We start from the raw sequence: 16,130 nt of genomic DNA on the forward strand, positions 1-16,130 counted from the left end.
TCTGTAATCGAATACAAGCAGTTTTAGCGAGCGATTTGCTCAAATTCCTCACGGATGGCTTGCAGTAGTTCAGGCTTGCTCAGAACATCATAAGCTGTAGCCGCGAGCGCTTTGGCTCCCAAAATCATGCCGTCCAGAGCGCGTTCTTGCAACGCCAAATCACGGAATTCAATGGAGTGCAGTGTATGAACTTCATCAACAACACGGATATAAGGATGGATCGCTGGGCATCTCAGGGAAACATTACCGATATCCATCGAGCCATGGTCGTTTCCAGTGACAATCTCTTCCTGCGGAATACCAAGTTCAATTAAATTGTGACTGAACGCGTCAGAGAAGGTCTCATTCGTAACCATCTCATCATAGGATGTTTCGTAGTTGGATGTCACGAGTTTACATCCGGTCTGAAGTGCAGCGCCTTGTGCAATCCGAACGACCCGTTCGGTCAGCACATTCAGTTCTTTACGTGTGGCTGCACGCACGTAAAACTGAGCAGAAGCATAGTCCGGAATAATGTTTGCAGCCTGTCCGCCGCTGTTAATGATTCCATGAATACGAACACTGCTTTTCACTTGTTGCCGGAAGGCGTTAATTCCAGTGAACGTTTGAATGACCGCATCGAGAGCATTGATCCCTTCATGCGGGCTTGCTGCCGCGTGTGAAGATTTGCCATGAAACTCAAATTGCACAGCATCAATGGCAAGGGAACTGCCTGATTTTTCGTAGGCATAATAAGGATGTGCCATAAGCGCAACATCACAATCATCAAATAGCCCTGCTTCCGCCATCGGAACTTTAGCCCCGCGTGTCTCCTCTGCAGGTGTACCAAACACCTTGATCGTCCCACCGACTTCATCCACAATGGCTTTCAGGCCAACGGCTGCCCCAAGGCTCATCATACAGATCAGGTGGTGTCCGCAAGCATGACCAATTTCAGGCAAAGCATCATATTCACATAGTAGGGCAATGGTCGGGCCGGACTTGCTCGAAGCATAAGTACCGATGAAAGCTGTTTCCAGTCCGAGAATTGGAGCTTGTACTTCAAATCCATGATAGGACAATTCTTCCTTCAAACGGGCGGAGGCTAGATATTCCTCATTTCCAAGTTCAGGATGGGCTCCAATATATGATGAAATGTCTTTGAAACGGGAAGCATATTGATCAATAACGTTAAAAATTTGGGTTTTATTTGTTGTCATGGCTTAACTCCTTAGGCAAAAATGAAAATAACTCCATGAGTATAACATGTTTGCAGTATTTTTTTAAAAACAAGTCAAGATTTGATCTTGAAAATGCATTGCATAATCATGCATTGTACTTTATAATGACTCAGTCATCAACATGACTGACGAATCAGTAAGTAATCGTAATTATAGCATTGTAAGGGGAGAACAAGGTTGAAATTAATAAGTCGTTATACCGTAATGCTGTTAACGTTCCTTCTTTTTCTGACGGCTGCTGCACCTGCAGCGCTGGCGAGCGGAACAACAGACAACAGCTCAGGCGGTAAAAAACTGGTGCTCGGGACAAGTGCCGATTTTGCACCATATGAATTCCACAAAGTCATCAATGGCAAAGACGAAATCGTCGGATTTGATATTGCCATTGCCAAAGAAATTGCGGCGGATCTTGGCGCTGAACTCGTTATCGAGGATATGGGCTTCGACGGACTTTTGCCCGCGCTTCAAAGTGGTCGTGTAGATTTAGTCGTCTCGGGCATGACACCGACGGATGAACGTAAGAAAAGCATCGATTTCTCAGATACGTATTACAAATCGAAACAAGTGATTATGGTTCGTAATGTCGACAAGGATAAATATCCGGACATGAAATCACTGGAAAATGTTAAAATTGGTGTGCAAAAGGGATCCATTCAAGAAACCATCGGACAAAAGATCCCTGGTGCAAAGCTGACTTCACTGGATAAAATCTCCGACATCGTGCTTCAATTGCAAACGAAACGTGTTGACGCAGCTATTGTAGAAGATACCGTAGCCGCTGGCTACCTGGATGACATTATCGGTCTTGCTGCAGCAGTTCCTGACGAAGAACAGGCTGAGGCTGCTGTCGGGATTCGTAAAGGCAACACAGAGCTGTTAACCGCTGTTAACCAAACTTTAGAGCGATTAAAAAGCGAAGATAAAATCAACGAGATGGTTAAGGAAGCAAGTCTCTTGATGGCTGATAAAGTCAACAAATCTCAAAACATTTTTCAACTGTTTTGGGAATATAAAGGCTTATATGCGACAGGTATCGGTTACACACTTCTGTTGTCGGCTCTGGGCGTATTATTCGGAGTTATTATCGGTCTGATTATCTGCCTGTTCCGTCTTCATAATATGGCGATTCTCCGCTGGATTGGTACAACCTATGTAGAGGTAATCCGCGGGACGCCAATGCTGGTACAACTCATGATTATCTATTACGGGGTGTCCTTAACCTTCGGTATTAACTTCTCAGCACTTCAAGCAGGGATTATGACGCTTTCTATTAACAGCGGTGCGTATCTCGCCGAGATTTTCCGTGCCGGTATTCAAGGTGTAGATCGTGGTCAACTGGAAGCAGCTCGTTCACTGGGGATGGGCAGAGGCGCAGCGATGCGTTATATTATTCTGCCGCAGGCTTTTAAGGCCGTTTTGCCAGCCATTGGTAACGAGTTCGTAACGATCATTAAAGAATCATCGATTATTTCCGTCATTGGCATGGTGGATATTATGTATCAGGCAAGTGTAGTCAAAAATCTTACGTTCCAGGGTCTGAACCCGTTCATTATTGCGGCAGCGATTTACTTTGTCATGACATTTATTCTGTCCAAGCTGCTCGGACGATTGGAAAGGAAGTTGGGTGCAAGTGATAGACGTTAGACAATTACACAAATCATACGGTAAAAACGATGTCCTGAAAGGCATTGACGTGACGATTGGCAAAGGTGAGGTCGTTGTAGTTATTGGTCCTTCGGGTTCGGGAAAAAGTACATTTTTGCGCTGTCTGAACCTGCTGGAGCAACCATCATCGGGACAGATTGATTTCGAAGGTGTATCGATTACTGATCCCAAGCATAATATTAATGCTACACGTGAGAAGATGGGCATGGTGTTCCAGCACTTTAATCTGTTCCCTCATAAAACGGTTCAGCAAAATATCACGATTGCTCCGATCAAGGTGAAAAAACAATCCACGGATGAGGCTAACAAAATTGCCGAGGATCTACTAAAGACAGTCGGTTTGGCGGACAAAAAAGATGTATATCCGAACCAGCTGTCCGGTGGACAAAAGCAACGGATTGCCATTGCAAGAGCGCTCGCGATGCAGCCGCATGTGATGCTGTTTGATGAGCCTACATCGGCCCTTGATCCGGAGATGGTTGGAGAGGTATTGGAAGTCATGAAACGTCTTGCTGAAGGCGGAATGACGATGGTCATTGTAACGCATGAGATGGGTTTTGCGCGTGAGGTGGGTGACCGCATTCTATTTATGGACGGCGGTGTCATCGTTGAGGAAGGTACCCCGGATGAAGTGTTTGGAGCACCAAAACATCCGCGTACTCGAGACTTTCTTGCAAAAGTACTTTAATTCATCCCATTCTTTATATAGAATCAAAGAATAAAAGCGTTATCGGATTGAAAGATCCGGTAACGCTTTTTTGTTGTTTGCAGAAAAGGTAGAGCCGAAAAAGTAACTTTTCTGTTACCTGTATATTGAATTAAAACGCCAAATGGAAACATTTACTACATCTTTAGGTTACAAAATTGTGATATATTCAAGACTGCCGAAACTTCCGAAGCGGAAGTGCGGGGGATGTAACAATGCAGACATATGAAGGCATATCAGAAATATGCTGCTTGGGGTGAATTAGGAATACATAATGCTTCAGCGTGTCACGTACAGCCTATAGGGTGGGCTCCTCCATCCGAATCCGACAACTAACTTCGCAGGCATCATGAGGGAGGAAGACCATGTATAACAAGAAACGTTTAGCCAAAACTGCCATCGCACTACTGACATCCATTCTATTCATTCAAGCCGTCCCGGCTCACGCGGATTCCGTTCATGTGGCCAAAGAAGGGGATACCTTCTTCACCTTATCTAAGCAATACGGCGTTGACATGAACACATTGATTAAAACGAATAAAGACATCTCACCTTATAACATCTATGGTGGTTTGAAAATTACAATCCCAGGTAACGAAAACAAAGTAGAAGCGGCACCGGTTCAAGCGAAGTCGCAGGAAAAAACGGTTACTGCTGCAAGCCTGGATGTGAATACAGATAATAAAGTTGTACAGGCTTGGGGAAAAACGTTTGACTACAGCAAAACGCTGAATGTTAAAGCAACAGCGTATTCCGCGGATGCATCCGAGAACGGTGGATGGGGCCCCGTTGATTATTTTGGCAACCCGCTCGAACTCGGCACGATCGCAGTGGATCCAAAGATTATTCCTTTTGGAACCAAGGTGTTGGTGACAGGTCATACGCACCCTGGATTGCCGAAACAGGCTTTCGTAGCAACGGCTTTGGATGCAGGTAGCGCAATAAAGGGAAATCGCATTGACATCTTTATCCCTGGGAGCAAACAGTTTGTTAGTTCGTTTGGTTTTCAGGATATTGAGTTGTACATTTTAAAATAAGGCTTAAACCCTCCCCTGTCTGTATATGGGGGATGAGTTGAATAGAGAATTAACATAAACAGGGTGTTCTTGCGTAATCATGATAGGCACGATTCATGATTACGTAGAGAGACACCCTGTTTTATTACTTATTGTTTTTCTTTTGGAAGTTTAAGCATCTCGTCCAATGTAACTAATTCATACCCACGGTTTCGCAATTCCTCAATAACCTCGGGCAAAGCCTCTACTGTACCTTTCAAGTTCGAACCTGTACCGCCACCAGCATGTTGTAATACGATGGAACCAGGTTTCACCGCGGTCAGAATATTATGTTTTACCTTTTCCTTGTCTAGTCCTTTCCAATCGAGAGAATCCACATTCCAATTCACGATGCTGTAGTGCTGTTTTGCAGCCCATCGCAACTGTTCTTCGTTAATGTCCCCATATGGAGGACGAATCATTTTGGGCGTATATCCCGTCAGGCGGTGAATAATATCGCCGGTATGTACTATTTGTTTGCGAAAGGCAGTCATCGATAACTTGCTGAATTCAGGATGATTGTAGCTGTGATTACCGACGATATGTCCTTCTTTCACCATACGTTTCACCAAGTCCGGGTGTTTCTCTGCACGACTGCCGACAACAAAAAAGGTGGCACGAACCTTATATTTTTTTAATACATCAAGTACCTGCGGCGTAAATCTCGGATCCGGCACATCATCAAAAGTCAGCGCAACTTGTTTGGTGGAAGGGCCATTGGTTTTGAACGTATCTGCGTACTTCTGCCGGAGTTGGCCTAGAGTCAACTGTTCTTCTCTAACACCTGAGTCAGAAGCCGGTGTATCACTGGGGTTTGCAGAAGGTTCCTCCGATGAAGCAGCAGACACAGGAGCAGGGGCTAAAGGAGCTGTATAAACCCCAGAACATATAATGGTAACGAGTGCGAGCAAGACGAGGCGTATTCGCATGTTAACGGCCTCCTTTTTTCAAAATTGCGTTCTCTATGGTATGCCCGCTGCATGCTTCTTTTATGCGTGTGTGAGAAGTTTCATTGCATCATCAGGTCATGAAAGCCATAATTCCACCATATATAACATATAGAGAAGGATAGGTGGAGAGACGATGAGTACATATGATTTGAAGTCGATTCGTTTAGAGGTTTTCGAGGCAGGGCAGGACAAGGTATTTCTGGTTACGGGTGGTAAAGCTCATATTGGGGCTGTAGCTACATTCTATGTTGACCATGATCGGGTTAGTGGAACGACGGTACATATTCCGGGACATAAGGAACAAGAACTATGTGAGCGTCTTGCTCGCAAAGCGGCTCTGCAACTGAAAGTTACGGTAACTGTTATTATGGGCATTCATTTTGACAGCATTACACGAGTGCAGATCGATGAGATCGTGCTGACTGCTGAGAGACTAATGGATGAACATTTGAATAAAAAAATAGTGTAGAACTCTCCGGGTAACAAGTCAAAAGTTAAATGTCTGGATAAGTGAAATCTGAAGTGGTAATCCTCCTAATATTAGATGTGGTCATCAAGTTTTAATTTTTTTTTGTAAAATTGAAACGAGTTGCAGATTGTAACGTATGTATCTTTATATACAATGCACAATCCACTGGGAGGAATAACCTAATGTCCATTTTTAAAAGATTACGTGACCTGACAATGTCTAACATCAATGCGATTATCGACAAAGCTGAAGATCCAATCAAGATGACGGATCAATATATCCGTGACATGCAAGAAGATCTGGAAGATGCAGAGAAAGCAGTAGCCGCACAAATCGCGATCGAGAAGAAGTTCAAGCAATTGTTCGAGGAACAGGAAGCACTCGTGAAAAAACGTGAAGAGCAGGCTCACACGGCAGCGCGTGCACAGAACATGGACCTTGCTCGCCGCGCTCTGGAAGAGAAAAAAGCAGCGGAAGAGAAAATGGTGGAATACAAAGCCAGCTACGATCAAAACAAAGCGTCCGCAGACAATCTTCGTGGTAAACTCGATGAGATGCGCAAACAATTAACGCAGATGAAAAATAAACGCGAAACGCTGGTCGCTCGTTATAACGCAGCCAAAGCACAAACCGAAATCAACAAAGCACTGAATGGATTTAGCTCAGACACGGCAAGTGCTGGCCTGAAACGTATGGAAGAGAAAATGATGCAGATGGAAGCTCAGGCTGAAGCAAGCAACGAAATGTCTTCCAAAGGCAAATCACTTGACGAGGAATTTGAGAAACTTGGTAAAGATGCGGCTGTTGAGGATGAACTTGCTGCACTCATGAAACAGTACGAAAATAAAAACTAACACCTTGGCGTTCAGCAGGGTTAACCAGCGGAGGGGAACAGCGTTTCTCCTTCGCTTTTAAATGCGGATCATGTTGATAAGTGGAGGCTGTGTAAATGGATTTGAACATTTTGGCGATGCTGGTCTGGACGTTTTCAGGTTCGGTTTTGCTGTTTGTACTGATGTATGTGGATTCACTCTTTACGAAATACAAGGATTTTGCAGAAGTTAAAGCTGGCAATATGGCAGTCACGACCCGGATGGTGATGAAGTTATTTGCGCAAGGATACGTGCTTGCAACATCCATCTCAACAGCAGGACATCTTGGAGAAGCGTTGCTTGTTTCAGTCGTATCTTTCATCATTTTATTGATTCTGGAAAGTGTCGTTCACTTTATGATTCGCAAATGGGCCACATTGGATCTGGATACGGGAATACAACAAGGTAAGACAGGGTATGGATTGTTCTCCGGCGCTTTGCATATCGTAGGCGCATTGATTATTGCAGCGTGCTTGTAAGCCGATAAGATAAGGAACAGGAGTAATTGGCATGAGTGTATGGAAACGTATTAAAGGAATACTAACAAAGCCCGAGCCGCCCAAAGTGGAAAAAACGATGCTCCAGCTTGCTCCTGGGGATATCTGCGAAGTGTCTTTAGTTACCTATGAAGTGGTTGGCAGGGTACAAAATCGGGCTCGTAATGCAGTTGTATTAACGTTGCAGGACGGAAGTGCATTTCGATATTTGCATGTAGAAGAACGTGAAATAACACGTTATGCCCTGTATACGCCTATTGATGGGAGACTTGATGCCCCTGACGAGGTGCCAACGATTCTTGAACTGGATGATCATGTGTATCATTTGGAGGAAGAGTATGGAGGTATGGTTCAGACCGTGGGGAGAACACCTTATGGTCAGGCTGGTGAGCAGCTTGTGTGGCAGTATCAATCGGATGATAACAAACTTCTTCGTGTGGAATGGCAAGACAGAAGGTTTAACCTCTACGAGGGTGAGTCCATTCTTCCTGCGGATATCAAAGTGATTCGTTCGAACTAGGAGAGGTTCCAATGAAAAAACGCTTGGCACATGGATTAAAGTTAATGCTGGTCCTCAGCCTTGTGATGTCTCTGCTGTCTGCGTGTGGCGCAGCTCCTTCCGTACAAGATACATATCCTCTTGAATCGGTAAGTGGCAGCGGTCAATCCACGTCTTATGTGTATCGGGCTGTAGATCGCACGGTTCCTGAAGTGGCAAAGGAGCTGTCCGATCAACGAAAACCCGACCAGATTTCGGCAGAAAATACAGAGCGTATGTTCCTGGTGTATCAAGACCAATATTATCATTTGCAACAAGATCCTAAGAAACCAGAAGATACGCTCGTCGAAGTCGATTCCAAGGAATATGTTCGTCAGAACTATAGCTCTTCCTTTTTACAAGGATATCTGACGGCAACCCTGATTGGGAATTTGTTTGATACTTTTAGTGGACGCGGGTCAGGCAACTATCGGGGATACACGGAACGGGATACGTACAAACCGAGTGCGGGATCCTATCGGGCGCCAACGAGCAATGATAAAAAGTTGGCTCCGCCTATTACCGTTGAGCGAAAAGGCTCCATTACACGGCGCGGCAGTGATAAGGACACAAGTGTTGGTTCTGGCGGCGGTTTGTTTGACCGCAAAAAGGATCAAAGTAGAGGAAGCATCGATCGCAACAAAAGTAGCGGAGGTTTGGGTGGCTTGTTTGATTCACCGAAAAAATCTTACAAAAAGCCAAAGACCAGGGTCGGTGGCGGCAGGATTATGAGGCGAAGATAACATTTCGAAGAGCCTCATACTTATGATTTATAGGATAATTATGATGTAAGACGAAATAACAGTAGCATGGTGAGACTGGCGAATATGTCAGCAGCACCTTGTTACTGTTATTTTTTATGATTTACGGACGTGATGGGATTTGCGAACGCGAGGGATCGTAGAAGCAGGTTGTTTGCGTATCCAGCGCAGGTAAGGAATAATTCGTTCATCTGTCCGCAGAGATTGCAGATCCGTCAGTCCCAGCGTGACGAGGTCTCGATTTGTATATAACGAGTGAATTTGTTTGTGGCAAGGAATACATAGATTGGCTGTGGGCAAGAAGCTACCGCCCATTTCCTTTGGCGTTAAATGATGAACTGTAGTCTCAACGGGTTCTCTCCCGCATAATTCACAATGATGATTCATCGCGATCACCTCCCGTTATCGAATGCTATTATGTGCAAAGGCAGCGTATTTCATGTTACCTGTTGGCCTTGAGTATCCTAAACATTCTTTTTGTTCTGATTCAGTGAGCAATCGACTTGTCATCGGCATATATTCGGGCTACACTTTCTTAAATGAGAAAAGACTTCAGGAGGAATGTTACTGTGAAACAAAGTTCCCATTCATATGATATGACTACCGCCAAATTCCATCGTACGGCTGTACAAGTGTCGGAAGCACAGAGCAGAATCGCTGCTCAGGTATCCGCAGGTCGGATTGAACATGTGCCCCTTGCTGATTCACACGGCCGCACACTTGCAGTGTCGATTGAAGCCCCGCACGCGTATCCTTTTTTCCGCAGATCAGGTATGGATGGTTTCGCGATTCAAAGTGCAGATACGGCTGCAGCTACAAGTGATCATCAAGTGTGGTTTCGCGTTATTGATGAAATCCCGTGCGGATATACACCAGAACACACTATTACACCTGGAACGGCCGCAAGAATCATGACCGGTGCTCAAGTACCCGATGGCGCGGATGCTGTCGTTATGATGGAGATGACGGAAAGCAAGCAAGAACAAGGTGAGCACTGGATTGCTCTAAAACGTCAGATCCAGACTGGGGCTAATATTACTCCCATTGGGCTTGAAGTGCAGGTGGGACAACAACTGATTGAGGCCGGTACTGTAATCGGAGCAGGCGAACAATCTGTGCTGGCAACGTTTGGTGTGGCAGAAGTGCCGGTCTTTGAACGACCTAAGGTGGCTATTTTTGCTACAGGAACGGAGTTGCTTGAAGTTCATGAGCCGCTGCAACCGGGTCGAATCCGCAACAGCAACAGCTATATGTTGCGATCTCTGGTTGTTGAAGCGGGGGGAGAGCCGGTCATGTACGGAGCCATTGCAGATGATGTGAATACAGCCAGGGCAAAACTGGAGGAAGCGATTCGTGACAATGATATCGTTGTGACGACAGGTGGCGTGTCCGTTGGGGACTACGATATTATGGGCGAACTTGTGCTGGAAGAACAGATGCAACTTCTCTTTAACAAAGTCACGATGCGTCCAGGCAGTGTAACTACGGCTGCCATATATAAGGAGAAGCTTTTATTTGCATTGTCAGGCAATCCGGGCGCGTGTTTTGTTGGATTTAATCTGTTTGTTCGTCCCACACTTCGTGCAATGCAAGCAGATGCCCATCCTTATTTGGAAGAATGGAATGTAATTTTGGAGGACGGCTATGCAAAGGTGAACAATTTCACGCGTTTTGTACGTGGACGTACGATCATTCGAGATGGAAGAGTATTTGCGGCTCCAGCTGCATCGCGTGTGGATGAGTCAAGTGTCATGATCACCATTAAAGACAGTGACTGCCTCATTGTAATTCCGCCTGAGAAAAAGGGCATAGCTGCAGGGGAGCAGGTCAAAATCCTTAAACTTCCAACCGGGCAGGCAAGGTAACGAGAATGGATAAAAAGACTGATTCAGAGCCAAAGATCATTCAAGTTGTTGGATATAAAAATACAGGTAAAACAACAATGACAGCTGCATTAATCGCCGGACTTGCTTCAAAAGGATTGAAGGTCGCTGCGATTAAACATGATGGACATGACCATTTTGAGATGGACCAGGAAGGTACGGACTCGTATCAGTTTGGCAAGGCAGGTGCAGCAGCTGTTGCGGTGATGTCTCAGAAAAGAACGGCGATCATTAAGCAGCATAACACCCGGCTTAACGATATGTTGAATCAGTTCTCAGACTATGACTGGATTGTGATTGAAGGTTTCAAAGATGCTCCGTATCCCAAATTGGTGATGGTGCGCGAAGCCGATGACCTGACCCTGGTTGGCAAGCTTAAACAGGTAGTTGGCATTGTTTTTTGGACATCGGAGTTGATGAAGGCAGCAGGAACGGAAAAATTAAGTGCTCAGATTGATAAGAAACAGGGGATAAGCAAAGGAGCTATGGCCAGTTTCCTGTTCCATGAACGGGAAGCCGTTTTAGAGGCGCTGCTTCAGCTAAAATCGACCTATACCAAATCTGACAATGAGTGCGTTGATTGAATTAAGAAACACAAAAATTTGAGAGGGCGGAGAGAGTAAAGCACGGTCAAAGTCAGAAAAATGGAAGGAAATAAGGCGGAAGGTACAGGAAGAGTAAAATGAATGGAAAAGTAGAATGGATGTTATCTATGTATAGTAAGTCGTGTAAGTAAGTAAGTAGTGTGAGTAAGTGATGTGTTTCCAAACAATAAATGTTAAGTGGAATCGTGTAAAGAAAGAAAAACAAACAAAAGAAAGCAAGTCGTGTAAAGGCAAGTACTGTGGAAGTAAAGTGAGTGAAAGAATGACTATAAAAGTAGATACTTGGGAATCAAATGCGGAAGTAGGGTTCGCTGTATTTTCTAACGATCACAGGAGAGCTTATTTCAAGAATTTTATATGAAAATGGTCGTTTTACTTACGTATTTAGCCAAATAAGGTCTGTGGTGATCGTTAGAATTCCGGAGGGACTTATACGGGCCAAATAAGCTCATCTGAGATCGTTAGAGTGATCAAGGTCTGTAAGGGCTCTCGTTATTAAACGTAACTATTATTATGTAAACTGTTAATTCATTTATAGATGTACATCTACAAGATTAGCGGGTTTTGACTATCTAAAATAAAACGAAACTTCGATTGAATATAAACAATTTTAATATATAACTGTTATAATGCCCAATTTAACTGATTTTTGATCAATGCTTCTAAAAAACATTACGCACAGATGAGACAACAGGCCATCGATCGAATGGTTAATGACCATCAAATTTTGAATAGCTTTCTAATGGCTTTCTGGATTAACCTTGTTTCTTCGAATGGCCTGTTACTTCATTTTGGAGCTTATTTCTCATCGCGTATAACACGCGGCGCACTGTTTCATGACAAGAGTGGCCATCCACATGCGCAATTGTCCGCGAGACTCTTGTAATAACACATTTATTGAGCCGTAGTATAGTTCGAGCTATAAGATGAGTCTAGCTAGCTTTAGACGTTGTCATCCACGCGGCGTTCGATGGCCTCGGACATCGTTTTGTCGGTCAGATGCGCATAAATTTCGGTTGTTTCAGTAGAAGCATGACCCAGTTGCTCTTTCGTTTTGTAGATATCATTTTGCAAATAATAGTCGGTGGCAAAAGAATGGCGTAATTTGTGCACGGTAAGATACGGTTTGCCAAAACATTTAGCGTATTTCATGATCATCGCCTGAATCGCACGTTTAGTCATTCGACTGCCTTCGGATTCCCCGTTACGCAGTGCAATAAAGAGCGCTTTTTCTCGTTTGGGTGTGCGGTAACGTGATTGCCGGAGATTCATATAGGTTGCCAGTTCATCTTTGGCCTGTTCCCTGAAGTATACCGGCGTTTTGTACGTTTCATCGTTGTTACCTTTGCGGTAAACATAGAGCAGTTTGTTACCCAGATCGAGGTCATCCACATTCAGGTTAACCACTTCCGATACCCGTAGACCGGAGTTGAGGATGAGGCTAGCTATGCAGGCATCCCGTTCTTTGTTCAGCTCATGTGAGTAAAGAGCTTGTTTGTTCTTTTGCATATCTGTAGCATAGCCTTCAAGAATGTAACCGATAAATTCGAGTAATTCATTCTCTTCCAATATCTTGCCTTTGAGTTTCGCGGCAGTGTCTTTGGGTTTATGAGTGCGCTTGATCTCAATCTTGGCCATGATATTACGTTTAAGCAGGGGATAAAAGTCTTCATCTTCAGCAATTTGGCTTAAATAATGAAATAGCGACCGCAGGGAAGAAAGCTTGCGTGAAACCGTAATTCTTGAATTGGTTCCCTCACGCTTTGTAGTCAGAAATAGTCGGTACGCAGTAACCGAATCCATACGCAGCACTTCAAGTTCGGTCAATGTTACCCCTTGGTTAGAACCAGCTTGGGATAACCCTTCTGCACGCAGCCAGCTGAAAAATGTATCATAATCTCTCAAATACTCCAGCAGTGTGGACGGAGACAGATCAGGCAGTTTATAGTCAATGAATTGCTGAACAAACCAGGGCATGGATGGAAGTTTTTCATCTAATTTGCGTCGGTCAATCTCTTTTTGCACGTTGGTCAAGTTCGGCACCTCCATGTGAACGGTTATTTTTCTACAAGTATAGTAAGTGTACCATAATTTACATGCAATCTTCTTGTTTGATTATGTTGAGAGGAAGAGTCAGGCATTGGGCTACACAGGTTACGATTTGTCGCGTTGTTGCCCTTCATGTTATAAAGGTTTACAGTATGTATACATACAGACTAGAGGAGGCGAACCAAATGAATATGCAGATTGAGCTGGTTCCCCGCGAACGCAGTCAGGTGATTCGGCATCTCATGCAATTTTATCTCTATGATTTTACGAAATATCTGAATATTGATGTAGATCAGAATGGTATTTTCCCAGAATATCCGGGACTGGATGCGTTCTGGACGGAGAAAGGCCGCAAGTTTCCTTTTTTGATCACGAGTGATGGGGCACCAGCGGGGTTTGCACTTGTGGAGAAGTTAGATCCCGGGAGCAAGGATAATGACTACTATCTAACTGAATTTTTTGTTATGCAAAAATACCGACGCAGTGGGGTTGGAACCAATGCCGCTTACGAATTATTTAGACGTTTCCCTGGGCGGTGGAAAGTGACACAGGTTCGGAACAATGTGATCGCACAGGCATTTTGGCGTAAAATTATTGGGGATTATACCGGAGGGCGTTTTCGAGAAAAATTTCATCCTGAACTGGGCAATCCCAGTCAGTATTTTGTTACCTGAAGTCGTAAAAACAGTCTGTAAATTGGAACCCTATAGTACAACAAAGGAGGTCTAACAACATGATCGCACCAGCATTTCATCTCGAAGGACAAACAGCACTAGTCACAGGGGCAGGCAGAGGTATTGGAAAAGCGCTTGCTATCGGTCTAGCGGAATCAGGAAGCAATGTCGTGCTTGTATCGCGCACCATGAAGGAGATTGAAGAAACAGCCGCAACTATTGATGAACAGACAGGACGTAAAGCTTTGGCGCTCTGCGCAGACGTCACTTCTAAGGAACAGCTGGCAGAGACGTTCCAGAAGGCGATTTCGGCGATGGGACGTATTCATGTTCTCGTAAACAATGCAGGTATGAACATTCGGACGCCAGCGCTGGAAGTAACGGAGGATCAGTGGGAAACGATCATGCAAACAAACCTTAAATCGGCTTTTTTCGCTTCACAATTGGCAGGGCAGCATATGAAGCAGTATGGGGAGGGTAAAATAATTAACATCTCCTCGGTAGGCGGACATACCGCATTGCGAACAGGTGTTGTATATGGTTCTACCAAAGCAGCCTTAATCCATATGACGAAGGTGCTGGCACTGGAGTGGGGTAAATACGGCATTCGCGTAAACTCGGTTGGACCGTGGTATTTCCGCACTCCACTGACCGAGAAGTTACTTGATGATCCGCAGTATTTGCAAGAAATTATTAGCCGCACACCGCTTGGACGTGTAGGAGAATTACAAGAAGTTGTTGGGCCTGTTGTTTTTCTTGCTTCGGAGGCAGCCGGATACATAACAGGTCAGACTTTATTGGTTGATGGTGGCATGTCTATCTACGGTTTCTAAAAGTTGCCGTGGCCTCATTTATGATTCTAGATAGAAGTTTAAGAAACTGTGCCGCCATGTGACTAAACGGGTAATAACATAAGGTACGATATGAAAAAGTATTGACGCGAAAACAGGTAGACATGTATATACGTTAGTAAGAACAGTACCAAAACCTATTTTATCTTATTTTTTGCCTTGTCTAAGCGACAAACCTGATTTGGAGGAGGATCATGATGGAACTTCGTAATTACGGAAATACCGGAATGAAAGTCAGTACACTTGGTTTTGGCGGCTCTGAGATACGGGATGCGTCCAAAGCAGACGTAGAAGTGTTACTGAATCGTGCTTTGGATGCTGGCTTGAATATGATTGATACGGCGGAATGCTATGGAGACAGTGAGGAGAAAATCGGTGATGTGCTGGGACACCGCCGGCAGGAGTATTTTTTGTTCACCAAATGTGGACATGCAGCGGGTGTGGATGGACCCGACTGGGATGCCAAAGTGCTGGCACAGACCATTGACCGTAGTCTCAAGCGCTTGAAAACAGACTATGTGGATGTCGTGCATCTGCACAGCTGTTCGGAAGAAGTACTTCGGCAGGGGGATGTAATCGAGGTATTGCAGCGTGCGAAAGAGGCTGGTAAAACTCGCTTTATCGGATATAGCGGTGATTCGACCGATGCACTATACGCCATTCGGACAGATGTATTCGACAGTCTGGAGACATCATTGAACATTGCCGATCAGGAAGCGATTGAACTGACTTTGCCTGAGGCGCGAAAAAGAAATATGGGAATCATCGCCAAAAGGCCCATTGCCAACGTAGCATGGATGTATGATACGGTGACAGAAGAGGATTATGCTTATCACTATTGGAAACGGTTAAATGAGCTGAAATATGATTTTTTAACCGAGGAAGCACAACGAGTGGTGGACATCGCATTGCGATTTACGCTGAGCACCGAAGGCGTGCATACCGCCATTGTAGGTACCGCCAAACCTGATCGCTGGCAGCAAAACGCCGATTTGGTAGCGAAGGGGGCGCTTGAGCAGGAGCTATATGATGCTATTCGTGCACGCTGGAAGGAAGTAGCAAGACCCGACTGGACAGGCCGTATATAATCTGAGTTAATATTAACAGATCACTTTAATTGTGTAATCCTAGGTTGTAAACGATTTAAATTACTGAAAAACTGCCTTTTCGGGCAGTTTTTTTGTGTTTAAGGAGAGTGGATGGAGAAGGAGCAGAAAAAATGACCTGTCCATTTCATACAATTATTTTATATTTTCAACATATGAAAAATTCACAATAGCAAATCATGAAAAGCATATATCACGTACTAAAAGTGACAATGATAGTAACGAGTGA

General features: G+C 44.5%; 17 protein-coding genes and 1 riboswitch. Of the genes, 13 read left to right on the forward strand and 4 right to left on the reverse strand.

Translation table 11 applies throughout. The features are described from left to right. Window positions 1-23 precede the first annotated feature (23 nt). On the reverse strand, window positions 24-1,199 hold the full coding sequence (locus ABIE27_RS09220) for a M20 family metallopeptidase (protein ID WP_123065701.1): 1,176 nt from the start codon (window positions 1,197-1,199) through the stop codon (window positions 24-26). Between the two features lie 198 nt (window positions 1,200-1,397). Here ABIE27_RS09220 and ABIE27_RS09225 point away from each other — a divergent pair, with 198 nt between their 5' ends. The 3 genes from ABIE27_RS09225 to ABIE27_RS09235 all read left to right on the forward strand — a co-directional run bounded on the left by ABIE27_RS09225 (window position 1,398) and on the right by ABIE27_RS09235 (window position 4,628). After that, a complete protein-coding gene (locus ABIE27_RS09225; RefSeq protein ID WP_123065700.1) occupies window positions 1,398-2,864 on the forward strand; it encodes an ABC transporter substrate-binding protein/permease in 1,467 nt (488 codons plus the stop codon). Then, window positions 2,851-3,573: an amino acid ABC transporter ATP-binding protein gene (locus tag ABIE27_RS09230; RefSeq protein WP_123065699.1), complete on the forward strand. Its 723-nt coding sequence runs from the start codon at window positions 2,851-2,853 to the stop codon at window positions 3,571-3,573. The genes ABIE27_RS09225 and ABIE27_RS09230 overlap by 14 nt, the downstream gene beginning before the upstream one ends. Before the next feature lie 184 nt (window positions 3,574-3,757). After that, window positions 3,758-3,954: riboswitch (cyclic di-AMP (ydaO/yuaA leader) on the forward strand. A gap of 2 nt (window positions 3,955-3,956) precedes the next feature. Beyond that, complete coding sequence (locus ABIE27_RS09235) at window positions 3,957-4,628, forward strand: 3D domain-containing protein (protein ID WP_123065698.1); 672 nt, start codon at window positions 3,957-3,959, stop codon at window positions 4,626-4,628. A 128-nt stretch (window positions 4,629-4,756) separates the two neighbouring features. On the opposite strand, the gene ABIE27_RS09240 is transcribed toward ABIE27_RS09235, so the two are convergent. Beyond that, entirely contained in the window at window positions 4,757-5,575 is an 819-nt protein-coding gene (locus ABIE27_RS09240; RefSeq protein ID WP_123065697.1) for a polysaccharide deacetylase family protein, read from the reverse strand. A 154-nt stretch (window positions 5,576-5,729) separates the two neighbouring features. Here ABIE27_RS09240 and ABIE27_RS09245 point away from each other — a divergent pair, with 154 nt between their 5' ends. The 5 genes from ABIE27_RS09245 (at window position 5,730) to ABIE27_RS09265 (ending at window position 8,715) form a co-directional block, all read left to right on the forward strand. Further along, window positions 5,730-6,065: a hypothetical protein gene (locus tag ABIE27_RS09245; RefSeq protein WP_123065696.1), complete on the forward strand. Its 336-nt coding sequence runs from the start codon at window positions 5,730-5,732 to the stop codon at window positions 6,063-6,065. A gap of 182 nt (window positions 6,066-6,247) precedes the next feature. Next, window positions 6,248-6,919 carry a PspA/IM30 family protein gene (locus ABIE27_RS09250; RefSeq protein WP_090916647.1) on the forward strand — a complete coding sequence of 224 codons (672 nt, stop codon included), beginning with the start codon at window positions 6,248-6,250 and terminating at the stop codon, window positions 6,917-6,919. Between the two features lie 95 nt (window positions 6,920-7,014). Continuing rightward, on the forward strand, window positions 7,015-7,416 hold the full coding sequence (locus tag ABIE27_RS09255; protein WP_123065695.1) for a DUF350 domain-containing protein: 402 nt from the start codon (window positions 7,015-7,017) through the stop codon (window positions 7,414-7,416). A 31-nt stretch (window positions 7,417-7,447) separates the two neighbouring features. Then, the gene (locus ABIE27_RS09260) at window positions 7,448-7,954 is read left to right on the forward strand and encodes a DUF4178 domain-containing protein (RefSeq protein WP_123065694.1); all 507 of its coding nucleotides are present in this window, start codon (window positions 7,448-7,450) and stop codon (window positions 7,952-7,954) included. Between the two features lie 11 nt (window positions 7,955-7,965). After that, a complete protein-coding gene (locus ABIE27_RS09265) occupies window positions 7,966-8,715 on the forward strand; it encodes a DUF4247 domain-containing protein (protein ID WP_123065693.1) in 750 nt (249 codons plus the stop codon). A 114-nt stretch (window positions 8,716-8,829) separates the two neighbouring features. Here the strand turns inward: ABIE27_RS09265 and ABIE27_RS09270 are convergent, their stop codons facing one another. Then, on the reverse strand, window positions 8,830-9,120 hold the full coding sequence (locus tag ABIE27_RS09270; RefSeq protein WP_123065692.1) for an HNH endonuclease: 291 nt from the start codon (window positions 9,118-9,120) through the stop codon (window positions 8,830-8,832). Between the two features lie 209 nt (window positions 9,121-9,329). On the opposite strand from ABIE27_RS09270, the gene ABIE27_RS09275 reads away from it, so the two are divergent. Both ABIE27_RS09275 and mobB read left to right on the forward strand, forming a co-directional pair. Then, complete coding sequence (locus tag ABIE27_RS09275) at window positions 9,330-10,598, forward strand: molybdopterin molybdotransferase MoeA (protein WP_429350500.1); 1,269 nt, start codon at window positions 9,330-9,332, stop codon at window positions 10,596-10,598. 5 nt (window positions 10,599-10,603) lie between these two features. Further along, window positions 10,604-11,200, forward strand: coding sequence for a molybdopterin-guanine dinucleotide biosynthesis protein B (gene mobB, locus ABIE27_RS09280; protein ID WP_429350369.1), 597 nt, complete (start codon window positions 10,604-10,606; stop codon window positions 11,198-11,200). A gap of 963 nt (window positions 11,201-12,163) precedes the next feature. On the opposite strand, the gene xerS is transcribed toward mobB, so the two are convergent. Beyond that, window positions 12,164-13,255 carry a tyrosine recombinase XerS gene (xerS, locus tag ABIE27_RS09285; RefSeq protein ID WP_123065690.1) on the reverse strand — a complete coding sequence of 364 codons (1,092 nt, stop codon included), beginning with the start codon at window positions 13,253-13,255 and terminating at the stop codon, window positions 12,164-12,166. A gap of 200 nt (window positions 13,256-13,455) precedes the next feature. Between xerS and ABIE27_RS09290 the strand changes: the two genes are divergently transcribed. The 3 genes from ABIE27_RS09290 to ABIE27_RS09300 all read left to right on the forward strand — a co-directional run bounded on the left by ABIE27_RS09290 (window position 13,456) and on the right by ABIE27_RS09300 (window position 15,883). Then, window positions 13,456-13,944, forward strand: a complete 489-nt coding sequence (locus ABIE27_RS09290; RefSeq protein ID WP_123065689.1) for a GNAT family N-acetyltransferase — start codon at window positions 13,456-13,458, stop codon at window positions 13,942-13,944. A gap of 59 nt (window positions 13,945-14,003) precedes the next feature. Continuing rightward, entirely contained in the window at window positions 14,004-14,777 is a 774-nt protein-coding gene (locus ABIE27_RS09295; RefSeq protein WP_429350370.1) for an SDR family NAD(P)-dependent oxidoreductase, read from the forward strand. A gap of 215 nt (window positions 14,778-14,992) precedes the next feature. Continuing rightward, the gene (locus tag ABIE27_RS09300; protein WP_123065687.1) at window positions 14,993-15,883 is read left to right on the forward strand and encodes an aldo/keto reductase; all 891 of its coding nucleotides are present in this window, start codon (window positions 14,993-14,995) and stop codon (window positions 15,881-15,883) included. Window positions 15,884-16,130 lie beyond the last annotated feature (247 nt).

The organism is Paenibacillus sp. 4624, from assembly GCF_050435065.1.
Classification (GTDB): domain Bacteria; phylum Bacillota; class Bacilli; order Paenibacillales; family Paenibacillaceae; genus Paenibacillus; species Paenibacillus amylolyticus_D.

Excerpts from the sequence above, each read along its gene's own strand:
- ABIE27_RS09290 (WP_123065689.1), top strand. The coding sequence starts at position 13,456 with ATGAATATGCAGATTGAGCTGGTTCCCCGCGAACGCAGTCAGGTGATT.
- ABIE27_RS09300 (WP_123065687.1), top strand. The coding sequence starts at position 14,993 with ATGGAACTTCGTAATTACGGAAATACCGGAATGAAAGTCAGTACACTT.
- ABIE27_RS09250 (WP_090916647.1), top strand. The coding sequence starts at position 6,248 with ATGTCCATTTTTAAAAGATTACGTGACCTGACAATGTCTAACATCAAT.
- ABIE27_RS09295 (WP_429350370.1), top strand. The coding sequence starts at position 14,004 with ATGATCGCACCAGCATTTCATCTCGAAGGACAAACAGCACTAGTCACA.
- ABIE27_RS09270 (WP_123065692.1), bottom strand. The coding sequence starts at position 9,120 with ATGAATCATCATTGTGAATTATGCGGGAGAGAACCCGTTGAGACTACA.
- ABIE27_RS09275 (WP_429350500.1), top strand. The coding sequence starts at position 9,330 with ATGACTACCGCCAAATTCCATCGTACGGCTGTACAAGTGTCGGAAGCA.
- ABIE27_RS09245 (WP_123065696.1), top strand. The coding sequence starts at position 5,730 with ATGAGTACATATGATTTGAAGTCGATTCGTTTAGAGGTTTTCGAGGCA.
- ABIE27_RS09240 (WP_123065697.1), bottom strand. The coding sequence starts at position 5,575 with ATGCGAATACGCCTCGTCTTGCTCGCACTCGTTACCATTATATGTTCT.
- mobB (WP_429350369.1), top strand. The coding sequence starts at position 10,604 with ATGGATAAAAAGACTGATTCAGAGCCAAAGATCATTCAAGTTGTTGGA.
- ABIE27_RS09220 (WP_123065701.1), bottom strand. The coding sequence starts at position 1,199 with ATGACAACAAATAAAACCCAAATTTTTAACGTTATTGATCAATATGCT.
- ABIE27_RS09255 (WP_123065695.1), top strand. The coding sequence starts at position 7,015 with ATGGATTTGAACATTTTGGCGATGCTGGTCTGGACGTTTTCAGGTTCG.
- ABIE27_RS09265 (WP_123065693.1), top strand. The coding sequence starts at position 7,966 with ATGAAAAAACGCTTGGCACATGGATTAAAGTTAATGCTGGTCCTCAGC.
- ABIE27_RS09235 (WP_123065698.1), top strand. The coding sequence starts at position 3,957 with ATGTATAACAAGAAACGTTTAGCCAAAACTGCCATCGCACTACTGACA.
- ABIE27_RS09260 (WP_123065694.1), top strand. The coding sequence starts at position 7,448 with ATGAGTGTATGGAAACGTATTAAAGGAATACTAACAAAGCCCGAGCCG.